Annotated in this window: 10 protein-coding genes; 4 read left to right on the forward strand and 6 right to left on the reverse strand. The window is 68.1% G+C overall.

From position 1 onward, the window contains the following. Window positions 1-48: 48 nt before the first annotated feature. On the reverse strand, window positions 49-3387 hold the full coding sequence (locus AC3A3Q_RS01335; RefSeq protein WP_487584545.1) for a hybrid sensor histidine kinase/response regulator: 3339 nt from the start codon (window positions 3385-3387) through the stop codon (window positions 49-51). A 318-nt stretch (window positions 3388-3705) separates the two neighbouring features. Continuing rightward, a complete protein-coding gene (locus AC3A3Q_RS01340) occupies window positions 3706-5943 on the reverse strand; it encodes a TonB-dependent receptor (RefSeq protein ID WP_487584546.1) in 2238 nt (745 codons plus the stop codon). A 318-nt stretch (window positions 5944-6261) separates the two neighbouring features. Here AC3A3Q_RS01340 and AC3A3Q_RS01345 point away from each other — a divergent pair, with 318 nt between their 5' ends. Then, complete coding sequence (locus tag AC3A3Q_RS01345; protein ID WP_487584547.1) at window positions 6262-7659, forward strand: GntP family permease; 1398 nt, start codon at window positions 6262-6264, stop codon at window positions 7657-7659. An 18-nt stretch (window positions 7660-7677) separates the two neighbouring features. Here the strand turns inward: AC3A3Q_RS01345 and AC3A3Q_RS01350 are convergent, their stop codons facing one another. Then, window positions 7678-10380: a bifunctional acetate--CoA ligase family protein/GNAT family N-acetyltransferase gene (locus AC3A3Q_RS01350; protein WP_487584548.1), complete on the reverse strand. Its 2703-nt coding sequence runs from the start codon at window positions 10378-10380 to the stop codon at window positions 7678-7680. Between the two features lie 148 nt (window positions 10381-10528). On the opposite strand from AC3A3Q_RS01350, the gene dinB reads away from it, so the two are divergent. Then, entirely contained in the window at window positions 10529-11629 is a 1101-nt protein-coding gene (dinB, locus tag AC3A3Q_RS01355) for a DNA polymerase IV (protein ID WP_487584549.1), read from the forward strand. On the opposite strand, the gene AC3A3Q_RS01360 is transcribed toward dinB, so the two are convergent. From AC3A3Q_RS01360 to AC3A3Q_RS01370, 3 genes are all read right to left on the reverse strand, one after another. Further along, window positions 11626-13122 carry a ComEA family DNA-binding protein gene (locus tag AC3A3Q_RS01360; RefSeq protein WP_487584550.1) on the reverse strand — a complete coding sequence of 499 codons (1497 nt, stop codon included), beginning with the start codon at window positions 13120-13122 and terminating at the stop codon, window positions 11626-11628. The two genes, dinB and AC3A3Q_RS01360, sit on opposite strands and share 4 nt — an antisense overlap. A gap of 191 nt (window positions 13123-13313) precedes the next feature. Beyond that, window positions 13314-14999 carry a phosphoethanolamine transferase gene (locus tag AC3A3Q_RS01365; protein WP_487584551.1) on the reverse strand — a complete coding sequence of 562 codons (1686 nt, stop codon included), beginning with the start codon at window positions 14997-14999 and terminating at the stop codon, window positions 13314-13316. Beyond that, window positions 14996-15811 carry a phosphatase PAP2 family protein gene (locus AC3A3Q_RS01370; protein WP_487584552.1) on the reverse strand — a complete coding sequence of 272 codons (816 nt, stop codon included), beginning with the start codon at window positions 15809-15811 and terminating at the stop codon, window positions 14996-14998. Before AC3A3Q_RS01370 ends, AC3A3Q_RS01365 begins: the two co-directional genes overlap by 4 nt. 320 nt (window positions 15812-16131) lie before the next feature. Here AC3A3Q_RS01370 and AC3A3Q_RS01375 point away from each other — a divergent pair, with 320 nt between their 5' ends. Then, window positions 16132-16845 (forward strand): response regulator transcription factor, encoded by a 714-nt coding sequence (locus AC3A3Q_RS01375; protein WP_487584553.1) that lies wholly within the window; start codon window positions 16132-16134, stop codon window positions 16843-16845. Next, on the forward strand, window positions 16815-18116 hold the full coding sequence (locus AC3A3Q_RS01380; protein ID WP_487584905.1) for a sensor histidine kinase: 1302 nt from the start codon (window positions 16815-16817) through the stop codon (window positions 18114-18116). The genes AC3A3Q_RS01375 and AC3A3Q_RS01380 overlap by 31 nt, the downstream gene beginning before the upstream one ends. The last annotated feature ends 53 nt before the right edge of the window (window positions 18117-18169 follow it).

Here is an 18169-nt window from a genome sequence, read left to right on the forward strand (position 1 = left end):
CGCGCAGGCGGGAATCCATGGACGTTGCGCCATGTACCGATGCAGTCGCTACGGCAACGCCACTTCCCGCGCCGCCAATGCGCGGTCGAGCACCGACTTCAACGCCAGCGGTTTCACCGGCTTGGCCAGCAGCGACAGACCCGCCTCCTCGACGGCACGACGCACTGCCTCACCGCGATCCGCGCTGAGGATCAGTGTCGGTCGTGCACCGAACTGCGCCTCGAGGCGTTCCGCCAGCGCGACGCCGGTGTCGCCGTCATCGAGGTGGTAGTCGAACAACCACAACGAGGCCGGCATCAGTTCCAGTGCCGCCTCGGCCTCGGCGGCGTTGCCCGCGGTGGCTACGTCGAAGCCCCAGCCGCGCAGCACGGCAGCCAGTGCCGACATCGCCTGCGGGTCGTTGTCCACGGCCAATACCCGCAGCGCGGAGTCCTCAATCGACGCCAACGGCGGCAAGGCGGGCCTCGGCGCATTACCAACGCGCACCGCGAAGACCGTGCCGCGACCGAGCTGGCTGCGCAGGCTCAGCGGCGCGTCCAGCAACTGGCCGATGCGTTCGGCGATCGACAATCCCAGCCCGAGCCCCTGCCCCGGCGCGTCCTCACCGCGACGGAATTCCTCGAAGATTGCCGACTGCTGGCTCGCCTCGATGCCCGGGCCGCTGTCGTGCACCTCGATGCGCAGGTGCTCACCATCGCGGCGCACACCGAGCACGACTCCACCGCTGTGCGTGTAACGCACGGCGTTGGCGAGGAAGTTCTGCAGGACCCGGCGCAGCAGCTGCGGATCGGTATGCACCCACGCGCGGCTTTGCACGAAGCCGAAGCCGAGCCCGCGCGCGGCTGAGATCGCGCGGAACTCCGAGGCCAGCGGTTCGAGCACTTCCGACAGCGGGAACGGACGCGGCTGCGGCACCAGTCCGCCCGCCTCCAGCCGCGACATGTCGAGCAGGCCGGTGAGCAGGTCGCTCGTGGAATCCAGCGCGCCACCGATCTGCGCCACGGTCTCGCGCTGGCGCGGCTCGTGCAACTGCTGCGAGAGCGCATCGGTGAACAACTGCGCCGCATGCAGCGGCTGCATCAGGTCATGGCCGATCGCGGCGAGGAATCGGCTCTTGGCCTCGTTGGCGCGCTCGGCTTCACGCTTGGCCACTTCCAGATCGGTGGTGCGCTCGGCGACGCGTTGTTCCAGCGTCTCGTTGGCCATGATCAGGCCGGCCTCGGCGCGACGGAACGCGGTGACGTCGGTGAAGGTCGCGACGAAGCCGCCGCCGGGCATCGGGTTGCCGCGGATCTCGATGATGCTGCCATCTGGCAGCACGCGCTCGGACAGATGCGCTGTACCGGCGCGCATGAAGCCCAGGCGCCGCTCGAGGGCGCGCTCGAGATCGCCCTGCGGCGGCATGCGCTGCAAGGCCCAGCGCGACAGCTCGGCGATCGGCCGGCCGACCTGCAGCAATTCGGGCGGAAAGCCGAACAGTTCGACATAGCGCCGGTTCCACGCCACCAGCCGCAACTGCGCGTCGACCACGCTGATGCCCTGGCTCATGTTCTGCAGCGCCGCCTCGAGCACGCGCTGGTTGAAACGCAGGTCGGCCGAGGCCTCGCCGACGATCGCCGCGACGGTATCGAGTTCGTGTCCGCTTGCTGACCGTCGTGCCGCATCCAGCAGCACCCGCGCAGACGCCGAGCCGAGCACGGCCGCCAGTTCACGCTCGATCCTCTCTTCGATAGGGGCAGCCACCGGCTCGCCGGCAGGCACGCCCTGCAGCAACTGCGTCACGCGTTCGCGCGGAAGGAAGCGCAGGCCGGCGTTGCGCAGCGTCCTGACATCGAGGCCACGATGAGCGCGGTGCGGCGTCTCGCGGCGCCACAGCGCCGCCAGCACCGTGGCCAGCGTGCCGACGAACAGACTGGCACCGACGGCGCGGCCCAGGCGGCTCCAACCGGTGAGGCCGAACAGCGCATCCGGGGCCAGCCAGTGCAGGCCGAACGGACCGCTGTCGAGCCAGGGCGCGGTGATTCCGCGCACTTGCATCGTCATCGGCAGCAGCAGCACCCAGGCCCAGGCGGCGAAACCCGCGGCTATTCCAATCACTGCCGCGCGCGCCGGCGTCTGCGGCCGCCACACGGCGAAGCACAGCGCGGGCGCCAGCGTCGCCAGCGCCGAGAATGACACCGCACCGACATCGGCCAGCGCGTCGTTGCCGGCGATCAGGCGGCTATAGGCCCAGGCCAGCAGCATGATCACCACGATGCCGGCACGGCGCAGCGCCAGCACGCTGCCACGCAGGTCGCTGCCGTCGTTGCGCGACCAGGAACCGCGCAGCAGGCCCGGCGCGAACCAGTGGTTGCCGATCATCAGGCTGAGCGTGAGCGTGCTGACCACGACCATGCCGGTCGCCGCGCTCAGCCCGCCGAGGAAGGCGAACAGCGCCAGCCCTTCGTGCCCCTGCGCCAGCGGCAGCGCCAGCACGTACAGGTCCGAGGGCACGCCACTGCCGCCGAGCAGCGACTGTCCGGCCTTCGCCAGCGGCAGAACCGGCAGCGCGATCAGCACCAGGTACAACGGGAACTGCCAGCGCGCCGTGCGCACGTCGCGCTCGTCGCGGCACTCGACCACGCCGACATGGAACTGGTGCGGCAGGATGAACATCGCCAGTGCGCCGAGCAGCACCAGTGGCGCGAAGCCATCGGCCGATCGCGGCGGCGGTGCCATCGCCGGCGCCGCCGGCAGATCGCCAAGGCCCCACCAGACGAACAGGCCCAGCGCCAGCATCGCCGCCAGCTTGAACACCGACTCGAACGCCATCGCCAGCACCAGGCCGCGGTTGTGCTCGGCGGCACTGGCGCGACGGGTGCCAAACAGCATCGCGAACAGGGCCATCGCCAGTGCGACGTACAGCGCGCTGTCCTGCCACGCCGGCGTCGGCGCGACTTCGCCGCTGTGCGTGGTAAGCATGGCGAAACTCATCGCCACGGCCTTGAGCTGCAGGGCGATGTAGGGAATCAGTCCAAGCGCGGCGACCAGCGTGACGGTGGCCGCAAGCCACGCGTCCTTGCCCAGGCGCGTGGCGATGAGGTCGGCCAGTGAAGTGGCGTTGGTCTCGCGCGCCAGCTGCACCAGCCGGATCATGAAGGCGATGGCAACGGCGTACAGCACGATCGCGCCAAGGAAAGTCGGCGGCAGCGGCCAGCCGTAGCGCGCGGCCTGGGTGACGGTGCCGTAGAAGGTCCACGAGGTGCAGTGCACCGCCAGCGACAGCGCGTAGACATGTCCCCAGTGCCGTGCCAGCACGGTCGGCCGGCGCTCGGCGTAGAGCGCCGTGCCGAACATCAGCGCCAGCCAGGCCAGGCTGGCCAGGGCGACCGCGGTGAAGCTCAGCATGGCGTCGTGGCGGGGTGCATCACTGGAGGATAGCCGAGGCCCGGAACGTCAGGGCGTCCTGGAGGCTGACGCTTCGACACTGGATCCCGGCCTTCGCCGGGATGACGGTGACAGTGTGGATGGCAGTGCCCGGGTTTGTCCGCCAACCGAAGACCGGGCAAGCAGGCGCCGGAGCGTCGTCCGCTGCGCCGGGGATTGCGGAGCAGCGGGCCATGGATGGCCCGCGCCCCGCGTAAAGCCAGGATGGCGTCCGCGGGGCGGAGCAATCCCCGGCGTAGCGGACGACGCCACGCCGGAGACCGCAACCTCAGCAACCCATCAGAAGTCGTACCGCGCCGACAGCGTGTACTGGCGGGGCGCGCCGTAGAAGCCGGTCAACACGCCCAACGCGGCGTTGAGGTTGTAACCGGTGGTGCGGTACTCCTTGTCGGCCAGGTTGGTGCCTTGCAGCGACAGCGACCAGGCATCGTCGATGCGCCAGATCACGCCGGCATTGACCAGTCCGTACCCGTCCTGCGTGATCGGCAGCGCGCCGGTGCGGACGATCTCGGTGGTGGCGACCACCTCGCTCTGGTAGCTGTAGCCCAGGCGAGCCGACAGGTTGCCACCGTTCGACAGATCGGTGCGGTACTCCAGGTTGATCGCACCGGAGAAGTCTGGAGCGTTGGTGAACTCCTGCTCGTCGGCAATGTTGACGCCGGCGTAGATGAACTCGTCGTACTTCGCGTCGAGCCAGGCCAGGTTGCCGCTGATCAGCCAGTTTGGCGTCGGCAACCACTGGTACTCGACCTCCACACCCTCCACCGTGCCCTTGCCGGCGTTGGTGAAGTCGCCGAAGAACGCATCGTTGGTGCCGTCGCCATTGCTGTCGTAGGAGGTGAACACCGACAGCTGGATGTCTTCGTACTTGTTGTGGAACGCGGCCAGGTTCAGGAACAGCGTCTGGTTGAGGAACGCCATCTTGCTGCCGATCTCGTAGCTGTCGACCGACTCGTCATCGAACGGCTCGGCCGAACGCGGCACCGCGGTGGCCTGCGCACGGATGTTGAAGCCACCGGACTTGAAGCCGCGCGACGCCAGGCCGTAGACCATGATGTCCGGCGTGACCTGGTAGTCGAGCGAGATCTTCGGCGAGGTGTTCTCGAAACCGATGCGCTTGTCGAAGTTGGCCGCGATCGGCGTCGGATTGTTGGCCGCGCAGCGCACCGCCAGCGTCGAGAACGTCGCGTCCGTGTAGCAGCGATTGAGCACCACCGCGTGCTTCTTCTCGTCGGTGTAGCGCGCGCCAAGGTCGAGCTTGAGCTTCTCGGTCAGGTCGAACGTCCAGTCGGCATACAGCGCCAGCGCGTCGGTGTAGACCGTGCCCTGGGTGTCGCCGAAGGACAGGTTGAAGAAGTTGTTGAGGACCTGGCCGCCGGCCTCGCCGTCGAAGGAGTACAGACCGACCACGCCGCGCGAACGGCCGCCGGCATCGTAGTTGACCTGCAGCTCGTTGGTGATCTGCTCGTCGGCGTAGAACGCCTTCACGTCGGCGACCTTGTTGGGCAAGGTGTCGAAGTCGATGTTGGTCTCGGTGTCGGACTCGCGCTTGGCCAGGATGTACTTGAAGCCCCAATCCTCGTTGATGCGCCAGTTGACCGTGGCCGAGGCGCCCTTCATCGAGGTGTCGTTGACGTTCGGCATGCCGCTACGGATATCGTAGCGGCTGTCGAGCGGCAGGAAGCCCGGGGCGAAGCGGTTGGGTGCCAGCATCTTGGCGCCGCGCACGCCGGACTGGTCGTCCATCCAGTCGTAGGCGAACTGCACGTTGAGGTCGTCGCTGATGTAGGCGCCGAGCTGGCCGCGCAGCGCGAGGATCTCCTTGTCGCTGACTTCCTGGCCACTGAACAGGTTGTCGCCGTAGCCGTCGCGGTTGAAGCTGCCCACCGCGATGCGGCCGCGCAACGCGCCGTCGCCGACCGAGGATCCCAGCGAGGCCTTCACGTCGAGCTGGTTGTAGTTGCCGACGGTGACCGAAACCTGGCCTTCCGGCGCGACCGGCAGGCCGCGCGAGATGTACTTGATCGCACCGCCAATCGTGTTCTTTCCGTACAGCGTGCCCTGCGGGCCGCGCAGCACTTCGATGCGCTCGACGTCGAACACGTCCAGCAGCGCGCCCTGCGGGCGTGCGATGTAGACGTCGTCCATGTACATGCCCACGCCCGGATCGACGCCCCACAGCGGATCGGACTGGCCGACGCCGCGGATGTAGGCGGTGATCGTGCTGCTGGAACCGCGTGCGGCGTAGATGGTCAGGTTCGGCACCTGGCCGTCGAGGTCGCTGAGGTCCTCGATGTTGAGCTTGTCGAGGGCGTCGGCGGTGAATGCGGTGACCGCGACCGGCACCTCCTGCAGCGTCTCCTCGCGCTTGCGCGCGGTGACGGTGACGCCGCTGAGCGTGGTCGCCTGCGCGTCGCCTGTCGGAGCGGCTGTAGTGGTTTCCTGGGCGAAGGCGGCCGGCGCCAGCAAGGCGAAGGCAATGGCGATGCTCAGGCTGCTTCTGTTGCTGCGATTCATGGTGACGCTCTCTCCCCAGTCCCAAATCGTTGGCCGCGGCCCGGCGGATGCCGGAAGCGAAATGACCGACGGGCCCTCCCCCGTCATGCTGGCAAGCCTAGGACCGCGCGCCTGCCGGCGCTGCTGTACCTTCGGACAATGCCGGCCAGGGCTGCCGATGCGGAGACTGCACGCCTACACGGGCTGCCGGCACTCCGTCATCCCCGCGTAGGCGGGGACCCAGCGACTTCACGTTGTTGCACCTAACGACACTGGGTTCCCGCCTGCGCGGGAATGACGACATACAGCCGCCCGACACGCTTCGACAAGGACCGGGGAATGGCATTTCTGATCGTGCTGGCCGCACTGTGCTTTCTGATGTTCGTGGCGTACCGCGGCTACAGCGTGATCCTGTTCGCGCCAGTGGCAGCGCTGGGCGCGGTGCTGCTGACCGATCCCTCGCTGGTCGCGCCGATGTTCACCGGCTTGTTCATGGACAAGATGGTCGGCTTCCTGAAGCTGTACTTCCCGGTGTTCCTGCTCGGCGCGGTCTTCGGCAAGCTGATCGAGCTGTCGGGGTTCTCCAAGGCGATAGTCGCCGCGACCATCCGCCTGTTCGGCGCCGGCCGGGCGATGCTGTCGATCGTGGTCGTGTGCGCGCTGCTGACCTACGGCGGCGTGTCGCTGTTCGTGGTGGTGTTCGCGGTGTACCCGTTCGCCGCGGAACTGTTCCGCCAGAGCGACATCCCCAAGCGCCTGATTCCCGGCACGATCGCGCTTGGCGCCTTCACCTTCACCATGGATGCGCTGCCCGGCACGCCGCAGATCCAGAACATCATCCCGACCACGTTCTTCGGCACCAACACCTGGGCGGCGCCGTGGCTGGGCACGATCGGTGGTGTGTTCATCCTGGCCGTCGGCCTGCTCTACCTGGACTGGCGTCGCCGCGCGGCACTGAGCGCCGGTGAAGGCTACGGCGACAAGTTGCTCAACGAGCCGGCACCGTTCGCCGGCGGCACGCTCGCGCACCCGCTGGTCGCGATCCTGCCGCTGGTGCTGGTCGGCGTGGTCAACAAGCTGCTGACGGTGGCCATCCCGCGCTACTACGGCGAGGCCCACAGCTTCGACCCGGCGGTGATCGGCAGCGCCGCGCCGGTGGTGCAGGAAGTCTCCAAAGTGGCGGCGATCTGGGCCGTGCAGGGTGCGCTGCTGGTCGGCATCCTCGCCGTCCTCGCCTTCGCCTGGAAGCCGGTGATGGCCAGCTTCGCCGAAGGCAGCAAGTCGGCGATCGGCGGCGCCTTGCTGGCGGCGATGAACACCGCATCGGAATATGGCTTCGGCGCGGTGATCGCCGCCCTGCCCGGCTTCCTGGTCGTGGCCAATGCGCTGGCCGCAATCCCCAACCCGCTGGTCAACGAAGCCATCACCGTGACGGCGCTGGCCGGCATCACCGGCTCGGCGTCGGGCGGCATGAGCATCGCCCTGGCGGCCATGGCAGAGACTTTCATCGCCAACGCCAATGCCGCCGGCATTCCGATGGAGGTCCTGCATCGGGTTGCCGCGATGGCATCCGGCGGCATGGACACGCTGCCGCACAACGGCGCGGTGATCACGCTGCTGGCGGTCACCGGCCTGAGCCATCGCCAGGCCTACAAGGACATCTTCGCGATCACGCTGATCAAGACCGCGGCGGTGTTCGTGGTGATCGGGACCTTCTACGCGACCGGACTGGTCTGATCGCGAGCAAGCTCGCTCCTACGAAGCCGGGTGTTCGATCGGCAGCGACACCGTCACCACCGTCGGGTCGTCGGGATTGGTGGTCAGGGTGAAGCCCAGTCGGCGGCACATCTCGAGCATGGTGCGGTTCTCCTGCAGCACCTCGCCCTCGATCGAGCGCAGGCCGAGCCAGCGTGCGTACTCGATGATGGTCTGCATCAGCCGCCAGCCCAGTCCGTGCCCCTTGAGATCGGAGCGCACCAGGATCCCGTACTCGCCGTGGTCGTAGTTGGCGTCGGCGTGCAGGCGCACCGCGCCGAGCATCTCGCCGTCGTCCGGATCGATCGCCACCAGCGCGATCGAGCGCGCGTAGTCCAGCTGGGTCAGCTGGGCGATGAACTCGTGGCTGAAGTGCCGGATGGTCTGGAAAAAGCGCAGACGCAGATCCTCGTCGGTGACCTTGGTGAAGAAGCGGCGGAACAGTTCTTCGTCCTCGGGCCGGACCGGCCGCAGGAAGGCGGTACTTCCGTCGGACAGCTCGAGCGTTCGCTCCCACTCTTTGGGATACGGTCGGATCGCAAAGCGCGGATGGCCCGGGCCCTTGTGCAGCGTGCGCGACGTTGACACGCCGATCCGCGCATCAACCGCGATGATGCCGTCGCGGTCGGCCAGCAGCGGGTTGATGTCGACTTCGCGGATCTCGGGAATGTCGGCCACCAGCTGCGCCAGCTTGACCAGCGCCATCGCAACCGCACGCTCGTCGGCGGCGGGCACGTCGCGGTAGGCATTGAGGATCCGCGACACGCGCGTGCGGCCGATCATCTCGTGGGCCAGGCGCAGGTCCAGCGGCGGCAGCGCCAGTGCCTTGTCGTCGATCACTTCGACCGCGGTGCCGCCGCGACCGAAGACGATCACCGGGCCGAACGTGTCGTCGTCGACCATGCCCATGATCAGCTCGCGTGCCTGCGGCCGCATGACCATCGGCTGGACCGTGACCCCGTCGATTCGCGCATCCGGCCGGCAATCCCGTGCACGCTGCACGATCGAATCGACAGCCTCGCGTACCGCCTGCGGGGTGAACAGGTTCAGGCGCACGCCGTCGACGTCGGACTTGTGGCTGATGTCGGGCGACAGGATCTTGACCGCAACCGGCGTGCCGTCCGCCAGCATCGGCGTTGCGATCCGCACGGCTTCGTCGGCGTCGCGCGCGGACAGGGTGGGTGTGATGTCGATCCCGTAGGCGCCCAGCACGCGCGCGACCTCGATCGGATCGAGCCAGCCCCGGCCCGATTGCAGCGCCGCATCGACGACCGCGCGCGCGGCTGCGGTATCGACCACCAGGTCGTCGGGCATGCTCGGTGGCGTCTCCATCAACGCCTGCTGCGCCTCGCGATGGCGTACCAGGTACATGAAGCCGCGCACGGCATCGGCCTCGGTCGCGTAGGTCGGGATCCGTGCGGCATTGAGGCGGGCGCTGGCGCTTTCGTCCTTGCCAAGCCAGACGGCGAACACCGGCTTGCGGCCGCCAGCCTTCATCGCCTGCGCCTTGGCATCGGCCAAGGCCTGCGCGCGGCTGTCGGCGCCGATCAGCGCGGTGGGGACGTTCAATGCCAGCACCGCATCGTTGCCCGGATCGGCAAGCACCGCGTTGACGGCCTGCGTGTAGGCGGCGTTGTCGGCATCGCCGTTGATGTCGACCGGGTTGGTGCGTGGCCATGCCGACGCGGCCACGGCGTCGAGTTGCTGCACAGTCTGGTCGGACAACTGCGCGAGCGTGCCGCCCATGTCGACCAGCCGGTCGGCGGCGAGCATGCCGGTGCCGCGGCCATTGGCGAAGATCGCCAGGCGCCGGCCGGGAAACGCATGCGTGCGGCCCAGCGTCTCGGCAGCGGCGAACAACTCGTCCAGCGCGCTCACGCGCAGCATGCCGGCGCGGTGGAAGGCCGCGGCATACACCGCGTCGGGCGTCGCCAGCGCCGCGCAATGCGTGCGTACATCCTCCGCTCGCCGTGCGTGCCGGTCCGACTTCACCACGACCACCGGCTTCAATCGCGCCGCCGCGCGCGCCGCCGACAGGAACTTGCGCGCGTCGCGGATCGATTCGACGTAGAGCAGGATCGCCCGCGTGTACCGGTCGCGGGCGAAGTAATCGAGCAGGTCGGCGAAGTCGACATCGAGCGCGTCGCCGAGCGAGGCAACCGCGGAGAATCCCAGCGACCGGCGCGCGCCCCATTCCACCAGCGCCGCGGCTATCGCCGCCGACTGCGAGATCACCGCAAGGTCGCCGGGCAGCGCGGCATGCGCGGCGAAGCTGGCGTTGAGGCGCGCATGCGGTGCCAGGATGCCCAGTGAGTTGGGGCCGACGATGCGCAGGCCGTGTGCGCGGGCGACGCTGGCCAGTTCCGCCGCCGGCGACTGCGCGCCCTGGCCCATGCCGGTATTGAGCACGACCGCCGCCGAAGCCCCCTTTTCGGCGGCGGCGCTGGCGAACCTGGGCACGAGCGAGTGCGGTGCGGCGATCACCACCAGTTCCGGCGTCCAGTCCAGGTCACCGATCCGCGATACCGCCGCGACGCCTTCGATCTCGTCGAAGTTCGGATTGACCAGCCCGATCCGGCCGGTGAACCCGCCATCGACCAGGCTGCGCAGCACCGCCCTCCCCGCCGACTGCTCGCGGGTACTGCCACCGACGACCACGACCGAGGCGGGGCTGAAAACCGATTGGAGTTTGTAGGTGCTCATCTGCAGCGCAATGCCTTCCTGGACCCGCTGTGGCCGCAGCGTGCTGGCGACCGTGCGCCTACGATAGCCGGGCGGCTGTTCAAGGACGCTGTGCGGCGTTAGTATTTTCACTAACAGGCCGACCAACCGCGGCCGCTCGCCCGCCGCATTGTCCGCCCCCGCCCGCAAAATCCTCCACGTCGACATGGACGCCTTCTACGCGTCGGTGGAGCAGCGCGACGACCCCTCGCTGCGCGGGCGGCCGGTGGTGGTGGCCTGGCGCGGCGCGCGCTCGGTGGTCTGTGCGGCCAGCTACGAGGCGCGCAAGTTCGGGGTGCGCTCGGCCATGCCGGCGGTGCGCGCCGAGCGCCTGTGCCCGCAGGCGGTGTTCGTGCCGCCGGACTTCGTGCGCTACAAGGCCGTCTCGCGGCAGGTGCGCGAGATCTTCGCCCGCCATACCGACCTGATCGAGCCGCTGTCGCTGGACGAGGCCTACCTCGATGTCACCAGCACCCGCAGCGGCTTGGCCACGGCCACCGAGACAGCCGAAGCGATCCGCACGGCCATCCGCGAGGAGACCCACCTCACCGCCTCGGCCGGTGTCGCGCCCAACAAGTTCGTGGCCAAGATCGCCTCCGACTGGCGCAAGCCCGACGGGCTGTTCGTGGTTCGCCCGCACCAGGTCGAGAGCTTCCTGGCGCCCTTGCCGGTCGGGCGCCTTCCGGGCGTGGGCAAGGTCAGCGAGCAGCGCCTGGCCGAACTCGGCATCGCCACCGTCGCCGACCTGCGCACGCTCGATGTCGCCGTGCTGGAGCAGCACTTCGGCCGCTGGGGCCGGCGCCTGCATGAGCTTTCATTCGGCATCGACGACAACCCGGTGCAACCCGAGCGGCCGACGCTGCAGATCTCGTCGGAGGACACGTTCGAACGCGACCTGCCGATCGAGGAACTGGAGCCGCACATCGAACGCCTGGCGAGCAAGACCTGGGAGGGCTACCAGCGCGAACTGGCGCGCGACGACTCGCGTATCGCGCGCACGGTGGTGCTCAAGCTCAAGACGTCGGACTTCCGCATCCTCACGCGCAGCCTGACGCCGGCAGAACCGCCGTCGTCGCTGCAGGAACTGGCGCGCATCGCCTGCGACCTGCGCGCGCGCGTCGCGCTGCCGGCTCGAACGAAGTACCGGCTGGTCGGCGTCGGTCTTTCCGGCTTCGCCGACCGCGACGAAGCCGACGCTCAGATCGACCTGTTCGAAGGACAGCAGGCCTAGATCCGGTCGTAAGGCCCGGCCTTGCGTGCGGCCTCCGCCGCCTGCCTCAACTTCTGAGCGGTGCCGGCGTCCGCACCCGCTCGGCGGACGAAGTCCTCGAGGTCGGCAAACACGCCGTCCTTGCGACGACTCGCAAGCGCACGTTCGGCAGCGGCGCGGTCGATACCGGGCAGGAGCATCAGCGATTCCAGTTCGGCGGTATTGAGATTGACCGCGACCACGTCGCTCTCCGCGCGCCATCCCAGATGCTGGCCCGCTACCAGCAGCCACAGGTCCGGGCCGAGCCCGGCCCGCAGCTTCGCCGGCTCCTTCGCCACCCGCTCCTGCAATTGCGCCATCTGCGTGCGCGCCTGCTTGAGCCCACCGACGTAGGACTCCATGTCGCCCAGCCGTCCCGTCGCGGCCAGAGACTCGGTCAGCGCCGGCAGCTCGCGACCGGTCGTCGCGCCGTACGTGGTATCGAGCACCACGGCCTGCACGCGCTTGCAGTCGTCGGCGGCGTCGCCGCAGTAACGGTCCACCAGGTCGAGCAGCACGGGCGAGTCGTGGCGCAACCGTCGGCCATCGCGATGCGCGAACGACGCGAACAGGCGCGAGTAGCGCTGCACGACCGCTTCGCGGTCCTCTGCACCGGGCACCATCCAGCGGTAGAAGATCGTGGCGATCACCCCTTCGGACGAGAGCATCTGCTGGCCCTCGCGCAGGCGTGCGTTATCAAACGCCGTGCTCAGGTCGCGACGCGCCAGCGCGGTGGCCTCGTCGCCCGGTGGCAGCAGCTGCGACTGCACGAACCAGTTGCGGCGCACGCCTTCGATGCGTCCGGCGCGGTCGAGATTGCTCATCCAGTAACCCAGGAACGGCTTGGACGACAGCCCCAGTTCCTGCTCGCGCAATTTCGGGTTGCTTGTCAGTCGTCGCGCCAGGCCCTGGAAGTGCGTGGCGAAGCCTTCGTCGAACGCGGTGGAGTAGTCGGTGATGCTCATGCTCGCGTGCGGCGTATGCGAGTAGCCCGGTGGCAGGTCCGGCAGCAGCCTGCGCAGGTACACGTGGCCCATTTCGTGGGCGAAGATCTCCTCGAAGTCGCCATTGCCGACGCTGCCTTCGTCGACTACCAGATCGACGTACGGCTCATCGACGAAGCGCTGCTTGCCGTTCTCCTGCAACCAGAAGCCCTGGCGCGCGAAGCCGCCGTCCTCGGCCGACATGTACAGCCACGTGGGCCGGACCTCGCGCGCTCCCGCAGCACGCTGGGCGTTCTCATCGAGTGCCAGCACGGTTGCCACGAAGCCGTCCCGAGCCTCGCGCTGCAACTGCGCGTACAGCTCGCCATCGACCACGCGGGTGACCACGGGCGCGGGCCTGCCCTGTCCGTGCGTCCTGAATTGGGGTTTGTCGCCGACCATCACCGGCGCCAGCACGCCGAGTTCGGCGGCATGGGTGGGCATCAGCACGGCCGCCAGAAGGCAGCCGGCGAGAATGTTCGTGTATCGCATCGCAGCACTCCTCAATCGCTGAAGAGGATGCCGTCCGCGCTGCCCACAGGCACCTGCCAAGGGGTCGCCCACTGGCGACACTTGCCACGCTCCGCCAATTGCGGTTGTCGCCGCGGCCGACTTTGCTTTGAACGCAGCGCGCAGGCGGCACCGGCAATCGCCGGCCGCGGCCCTGAAACGATGACGGCGTGTCAGCCGCTGCTGGTGCAGCTGCGGAACAGGTCGAGCGCCGGATCGTACTCGGGCGTGACCACCTGCATCAGTCCGAGCACCGAGTGAAACAGGTTGTCCTGGCTCACCGGCTCGGCACTCTCGCGCTTCATGCAAGCCTGATCGATACCGCGCGACGACGCCATGCCCGGCGACAGCCAAATCACCATCGGCACCCGGGTCTGCGTGTCGGGGGCGATCGCATAGGGGACACCGTGCAGGTACAGGCCGTTCTCGCCGAGCGACTCGCCATGGTCTGACAGGTAGATCATCGCGGTGTCGCGACCGCTCTGCTCGGCCAGCAGGCGGATCGTGCGCGCCAGGAAGTCGTCCGTGTGGAGCACGGCGTTGTCGTAGGCATTGACGATCTCGTCGCGACTGCACTTGCCCAGTTCCGCGGTCTCGCAGGTCGGGGTGAAGCGCCGCAGCGACGGCGGGTAGCGCTTGTAGTAGCTCGGACCATGGTTGCCCAGCTGGTGCAGCACCACGACCATGTCGCCGGTCTTGCTGGCAACCGCCTCGCTGAGGCCCTTGAGCATCACCTCGTCCATGCAGCCCTCGGCGGTGCAGCTCTGCGGGTCGGTGGCATGCTCGAACGATTCGAACGCCAGGCCCTCGCAGACGCCCTTGCAGCCTGTCTGGTTGTCGCGCCACAACGTGCCGATACCGGCGTGCTCGAGCACGTGCAGCAGGCTCTGCGAGTGCTCGATCTTGTACTTGTCGTAGTGCGCCCGCCCATACGGCGAGAACATGCACGGCACCGAAACTTCGGTGGCCGAACCGCAGGACGTCATGTTGCTGAAATTGATCGGGGCGATGTGGCGCAGCTGCGGCGTGGTGTCGCGGGCATAGCCATTGAGGCCCCAGTTCTGGGCGCGCACGGTTTCGCCCACTACCAGAACCAGCAGCCGCGGCCTGGCACCGACCGGGCGACCGATCACCTTCGCGTTCGTGCCAATGGGCGTGCGCGGCCGATCGCGACCGGCCTGGTCATCGCGCATCACCCGCACCAGCGAGACAATGTAGTTGCCCGGCGTGATCAGGTGGCGCACCTCGCGGTGGTTGCGCATCAGCGCCGACAGGTCCTGGAACGATGCCAGTGCGGCACCCGATGCGACCACGCCCGCCAGCACGATCACACCCACGCGCACCAGCACGGCGCGACCGAGCGGGCGCCGGCGCAGGCGCACGCGCCACAGCAACAGCGACGGCAACACCCCCAGCACCACCAGGCTCGGCACCATGCCCAGCGTGATCAGCTCGCCCGACTCCTTGCCATCGGTGTGCAGGATGTTGCGCAGCATGTCGGCATCGAGATACACCGTGTACTGGCTCATGAAGTGCGATGCGGCCGCCGTCACCAGCAACAGCACGGTCAGCACCGGCTTGGCGGTCCAGCGATTGAGCAGCACGCACAGCAGCAGCATGTTCAGCGCGCCGATCATCACCACCAGGCTGGCACCGGTGCCGATGCCGCGTGCGCCATGCAGCGCGCCCAGCGCGATCACTTCGCGGAAGAACGCGGTATTGCAGAACACGGTGAAGAACGACGCTGCGACCAGTGCCAGTGTCTCCACCGAGATCTCGGGACCTACGGCGAAGAACTGCCGGAACTGTTGCGCGACGACGGCGAGGAACTGCGGACGACTGCGGACTACCGAACTCATCGCGCAGCCTCCGCCGGGATGCGGGCAGGCACGGACGTGGATTCGGTGACGACCAGGCGCCGACGGAACCACAGGAACAGCCCGAGCGCCGTTGCCCAGCAGATCGCCAGCGTCCACAGGTCATGCGAGAGGAAGTGGGCGCCGCGAAGCTGCTGCGAGAACCCGAACACCAGCCCCGTCCCGCCGCCGACGGCCAGACCCAGCCAGCGCAAGCGCGGGCGCACCGACCACAGGAAGAAGTACAGCGCCAGCCAGGCGTAGCCACCGCTGGCGTGGCCCGCCGGGAAGCAGGCACCGCGCGACATGCCCAGAGGACGCATCGCGAACAGCCCGACGTACTCGCGCGCGCCGCCATAGCGCACCAGGTCCCACGGGCAGTCCATGTTCGACCAGGACTTCACCCAGGCGACCAGTGCGGTCGACACCGCGACCGACACCAGCAGATACGCCAGTGGCCGCCGCAGCGAGCCCCAACCCGGACGCGTGCGCGCAACGATCCACGCCGCCAGCACGGCCAGCCAGGCCATGGTGCTGATGTCGCGCCCCAGTCGGTGGATAAGCTGTTCGGTGACGAAGCCGTGGCGCAGCTGCCAGTGATTGCCTTGCCAGGCGTACAAGCGGTCGGCCAGCCACTGGTCGCCACCAAGCACCATCGTCCACAGCACCAGCGCCGCGAACGCGATCAACGGCAGCCAGGCGTGAAGCAGAAGAAAGCGCGGACCGGGCCCGCTGTAGAGAAGCGACGGGCGCAGCGACAGCCACCGGGGCGAGCCGCTGGCGGCGCTGGACTTCATCGAAGGTGCGTTGTTCATCAGGCTGGGATCGATCGACAGGACGCGTTCCGGGAAAGGAACGGCGGCGATGATCAGCAGCGGGTTGTCGGAAAGCGGTGGGAGTTGCCGCCACGAGCCGGAAATCTGTTTGCGTTCGTTCAGCGTCGGCCCAACTCGGTGCCGTGCCAGCCGACCAACACCGGCAACAAAGACGCCACGTCGACGTGCGCGCGGAGTATCGTCTTGCCGTTCCGACGTTATTCCGACGGGTGCAAGCCCAGACTGCACGGCTGGGTGCGGCATGCCGCCACCCGTTGGTGAACGAACCGCGAACCTTGTGTCCAGAAGAGCGATTGCCAATGCGCGTGCTGGTGGTGGAAGACAATCGCAACCTGGTCGCCAACCTCTTCGATTATTTCGAAGCGCGCGGCTACACGCTCGACGCAGCGCCTGACGGCCCCACCGGCCTGCACCTGGCCATCACCCAGGACTTCGACGCAATCGTCCTCGACTGGGGGTTGCCGCGCATGGACGGCCGCGAAGTGCTGAGCCGGCTGCGCGATGCCGGCCGCGACATGCCGGTGCTGATGCTGACCGCCCGCGATGAGCTGCCCGACAAGATCGCAGGATTCCGCGCCGGTGCGGATGACTACCTGACCAAACCCTTCGACCTGCCCGAACTCGAAGTGCGCCTCGAAGCACTTGTCGCGCGGGCCACCGGGCGCGGACGCGGCCGCGTGCTGAAGGTCGCCGACCTGCGCCTGGACCTCACCACGCTCGAGGTGACCCGCGCAGGCAAGACGCTTCACCTGTATCCGGCGTGTCGCAAGCTGCTGGAAGTGCTGATGCAGGCCAGCCCTGCCGCGGTCACGCGCGATCGCCTCGAGCACGCACTGTGGGGTGACGAACCGCCCGACGGCGACATGCTGCGTTCGCATATCTACGAACTGCGCCGCAGCGTCGATGGCCCGTTCGACGTGAAGCTGATCCAGACGCTTCCGCGCGTGGGCTATCGCATCGCCGACAAGGGCGCGGCCGCCGAATCCCATCCCGGCTCGGACGAGCACCAATGAGCACGCCACGTTCGGGTCTGCGCCGACGCATCCTGCTGGGATTGCTGGGCTACGTGGTCGTGCTGACCGTCGCGGTGATCCTGCATGGATTCCTGGTCAACGAGCATGCCGAGCAACTGGTGTGGCAGGGGCTGCTCGATGCCGAGCTCGATCACATCGTCGAACTCAGCCAGAAGGACCCCGACTACCACTGGGTCGACACATCGAACATCGCCCTGTTCGACGGCCGCAATCCGGCCGATATCCCGCCGGCACTGCGCTCGCTCGGCGCGGGCGTGTATGACGAGGTGATGCTCGACGGCGTCGAGCGCGTGGTGCTGGTGCGCGAAGTGGAAGGCCGGCCGATCATGCTGGCACTGGACATCACCGCCCTGGAGCGACGCGAGTTCGACATGGGCCTGACCGTCGTGGGTTCGGCTGTCACCATGGTCGTGCTGCTCGGCATCGCCATTGCCTGGAGCGTCAACCGCCTGGTCCGCCCGCTGAGCAACGTCGCCCAGGACATCGCCCGTCTGCAACCGGACCAGCCGGGTCAGCGCATCGTGGTGCCCGAGTCGGCCAGCGCCGAACTGGTGGTGATCGCCGATGCACTCAACGACTACCTGCAGCGAAACGACCGCTTCGTCGAGCGCGAGCGCACCTTCATCGACAGCGCCAGCCATGAGCTGCGCACGCCCATCGCAGTGATCGCCGGCGCCAGCGAGATCGCATTGCAACAGGCAGATGTACCGGCTGGCGCGCGCGGCCAGCTGAACCGCATCCAGCGCACGGCCCGCGACGTCGAACAGCTGATATCGCTGCTGCTGGTCCTGGCCAAGGATCCGGCACGCCTTGCCCGCATCAGCGACCACGTCGAGCTGGACCAGTTGTTGCCCGAGATCGTCGACGACCACCGCCACCTGACCCAGGACAAGGACCTCACCCTGACGGTGTCGGCGCTGCAGCCCAGCCAGATCCTGGCACCGTTGCCGATCGTGCAGGCGGCCATCGGCAACCTGCTGCGCAACGCGATCGAGCACAGCGATCGCGGCGAGATCTCCATCCGCCTCGAAGCACCGGCAACTGTCGTCATCGACGACCCGGGCCACGGCATGACGCCCGAGGAGATCAGCGAGATCTATGCCAAGGTCGCGCGCGGCGGCGGCGAGCGACACGGCGGCGGCATCGGCCTGGACCTGATATCGCGCCTGTGCGAGCACCTGGGCTGGAAGCTCGACATTGCTTCCGACGCCGGGCATGGGACGACGACTACGCTGCGGTTCGTGGCCTGAGCTCGTTAGCTTGGGTGGTGCAGTGGGGAGGGGGTGGGGTGTATTCCGCGAAC

This window comes from Lysobacter sp. Soil_C_59 (assembly GCF_057656415.1).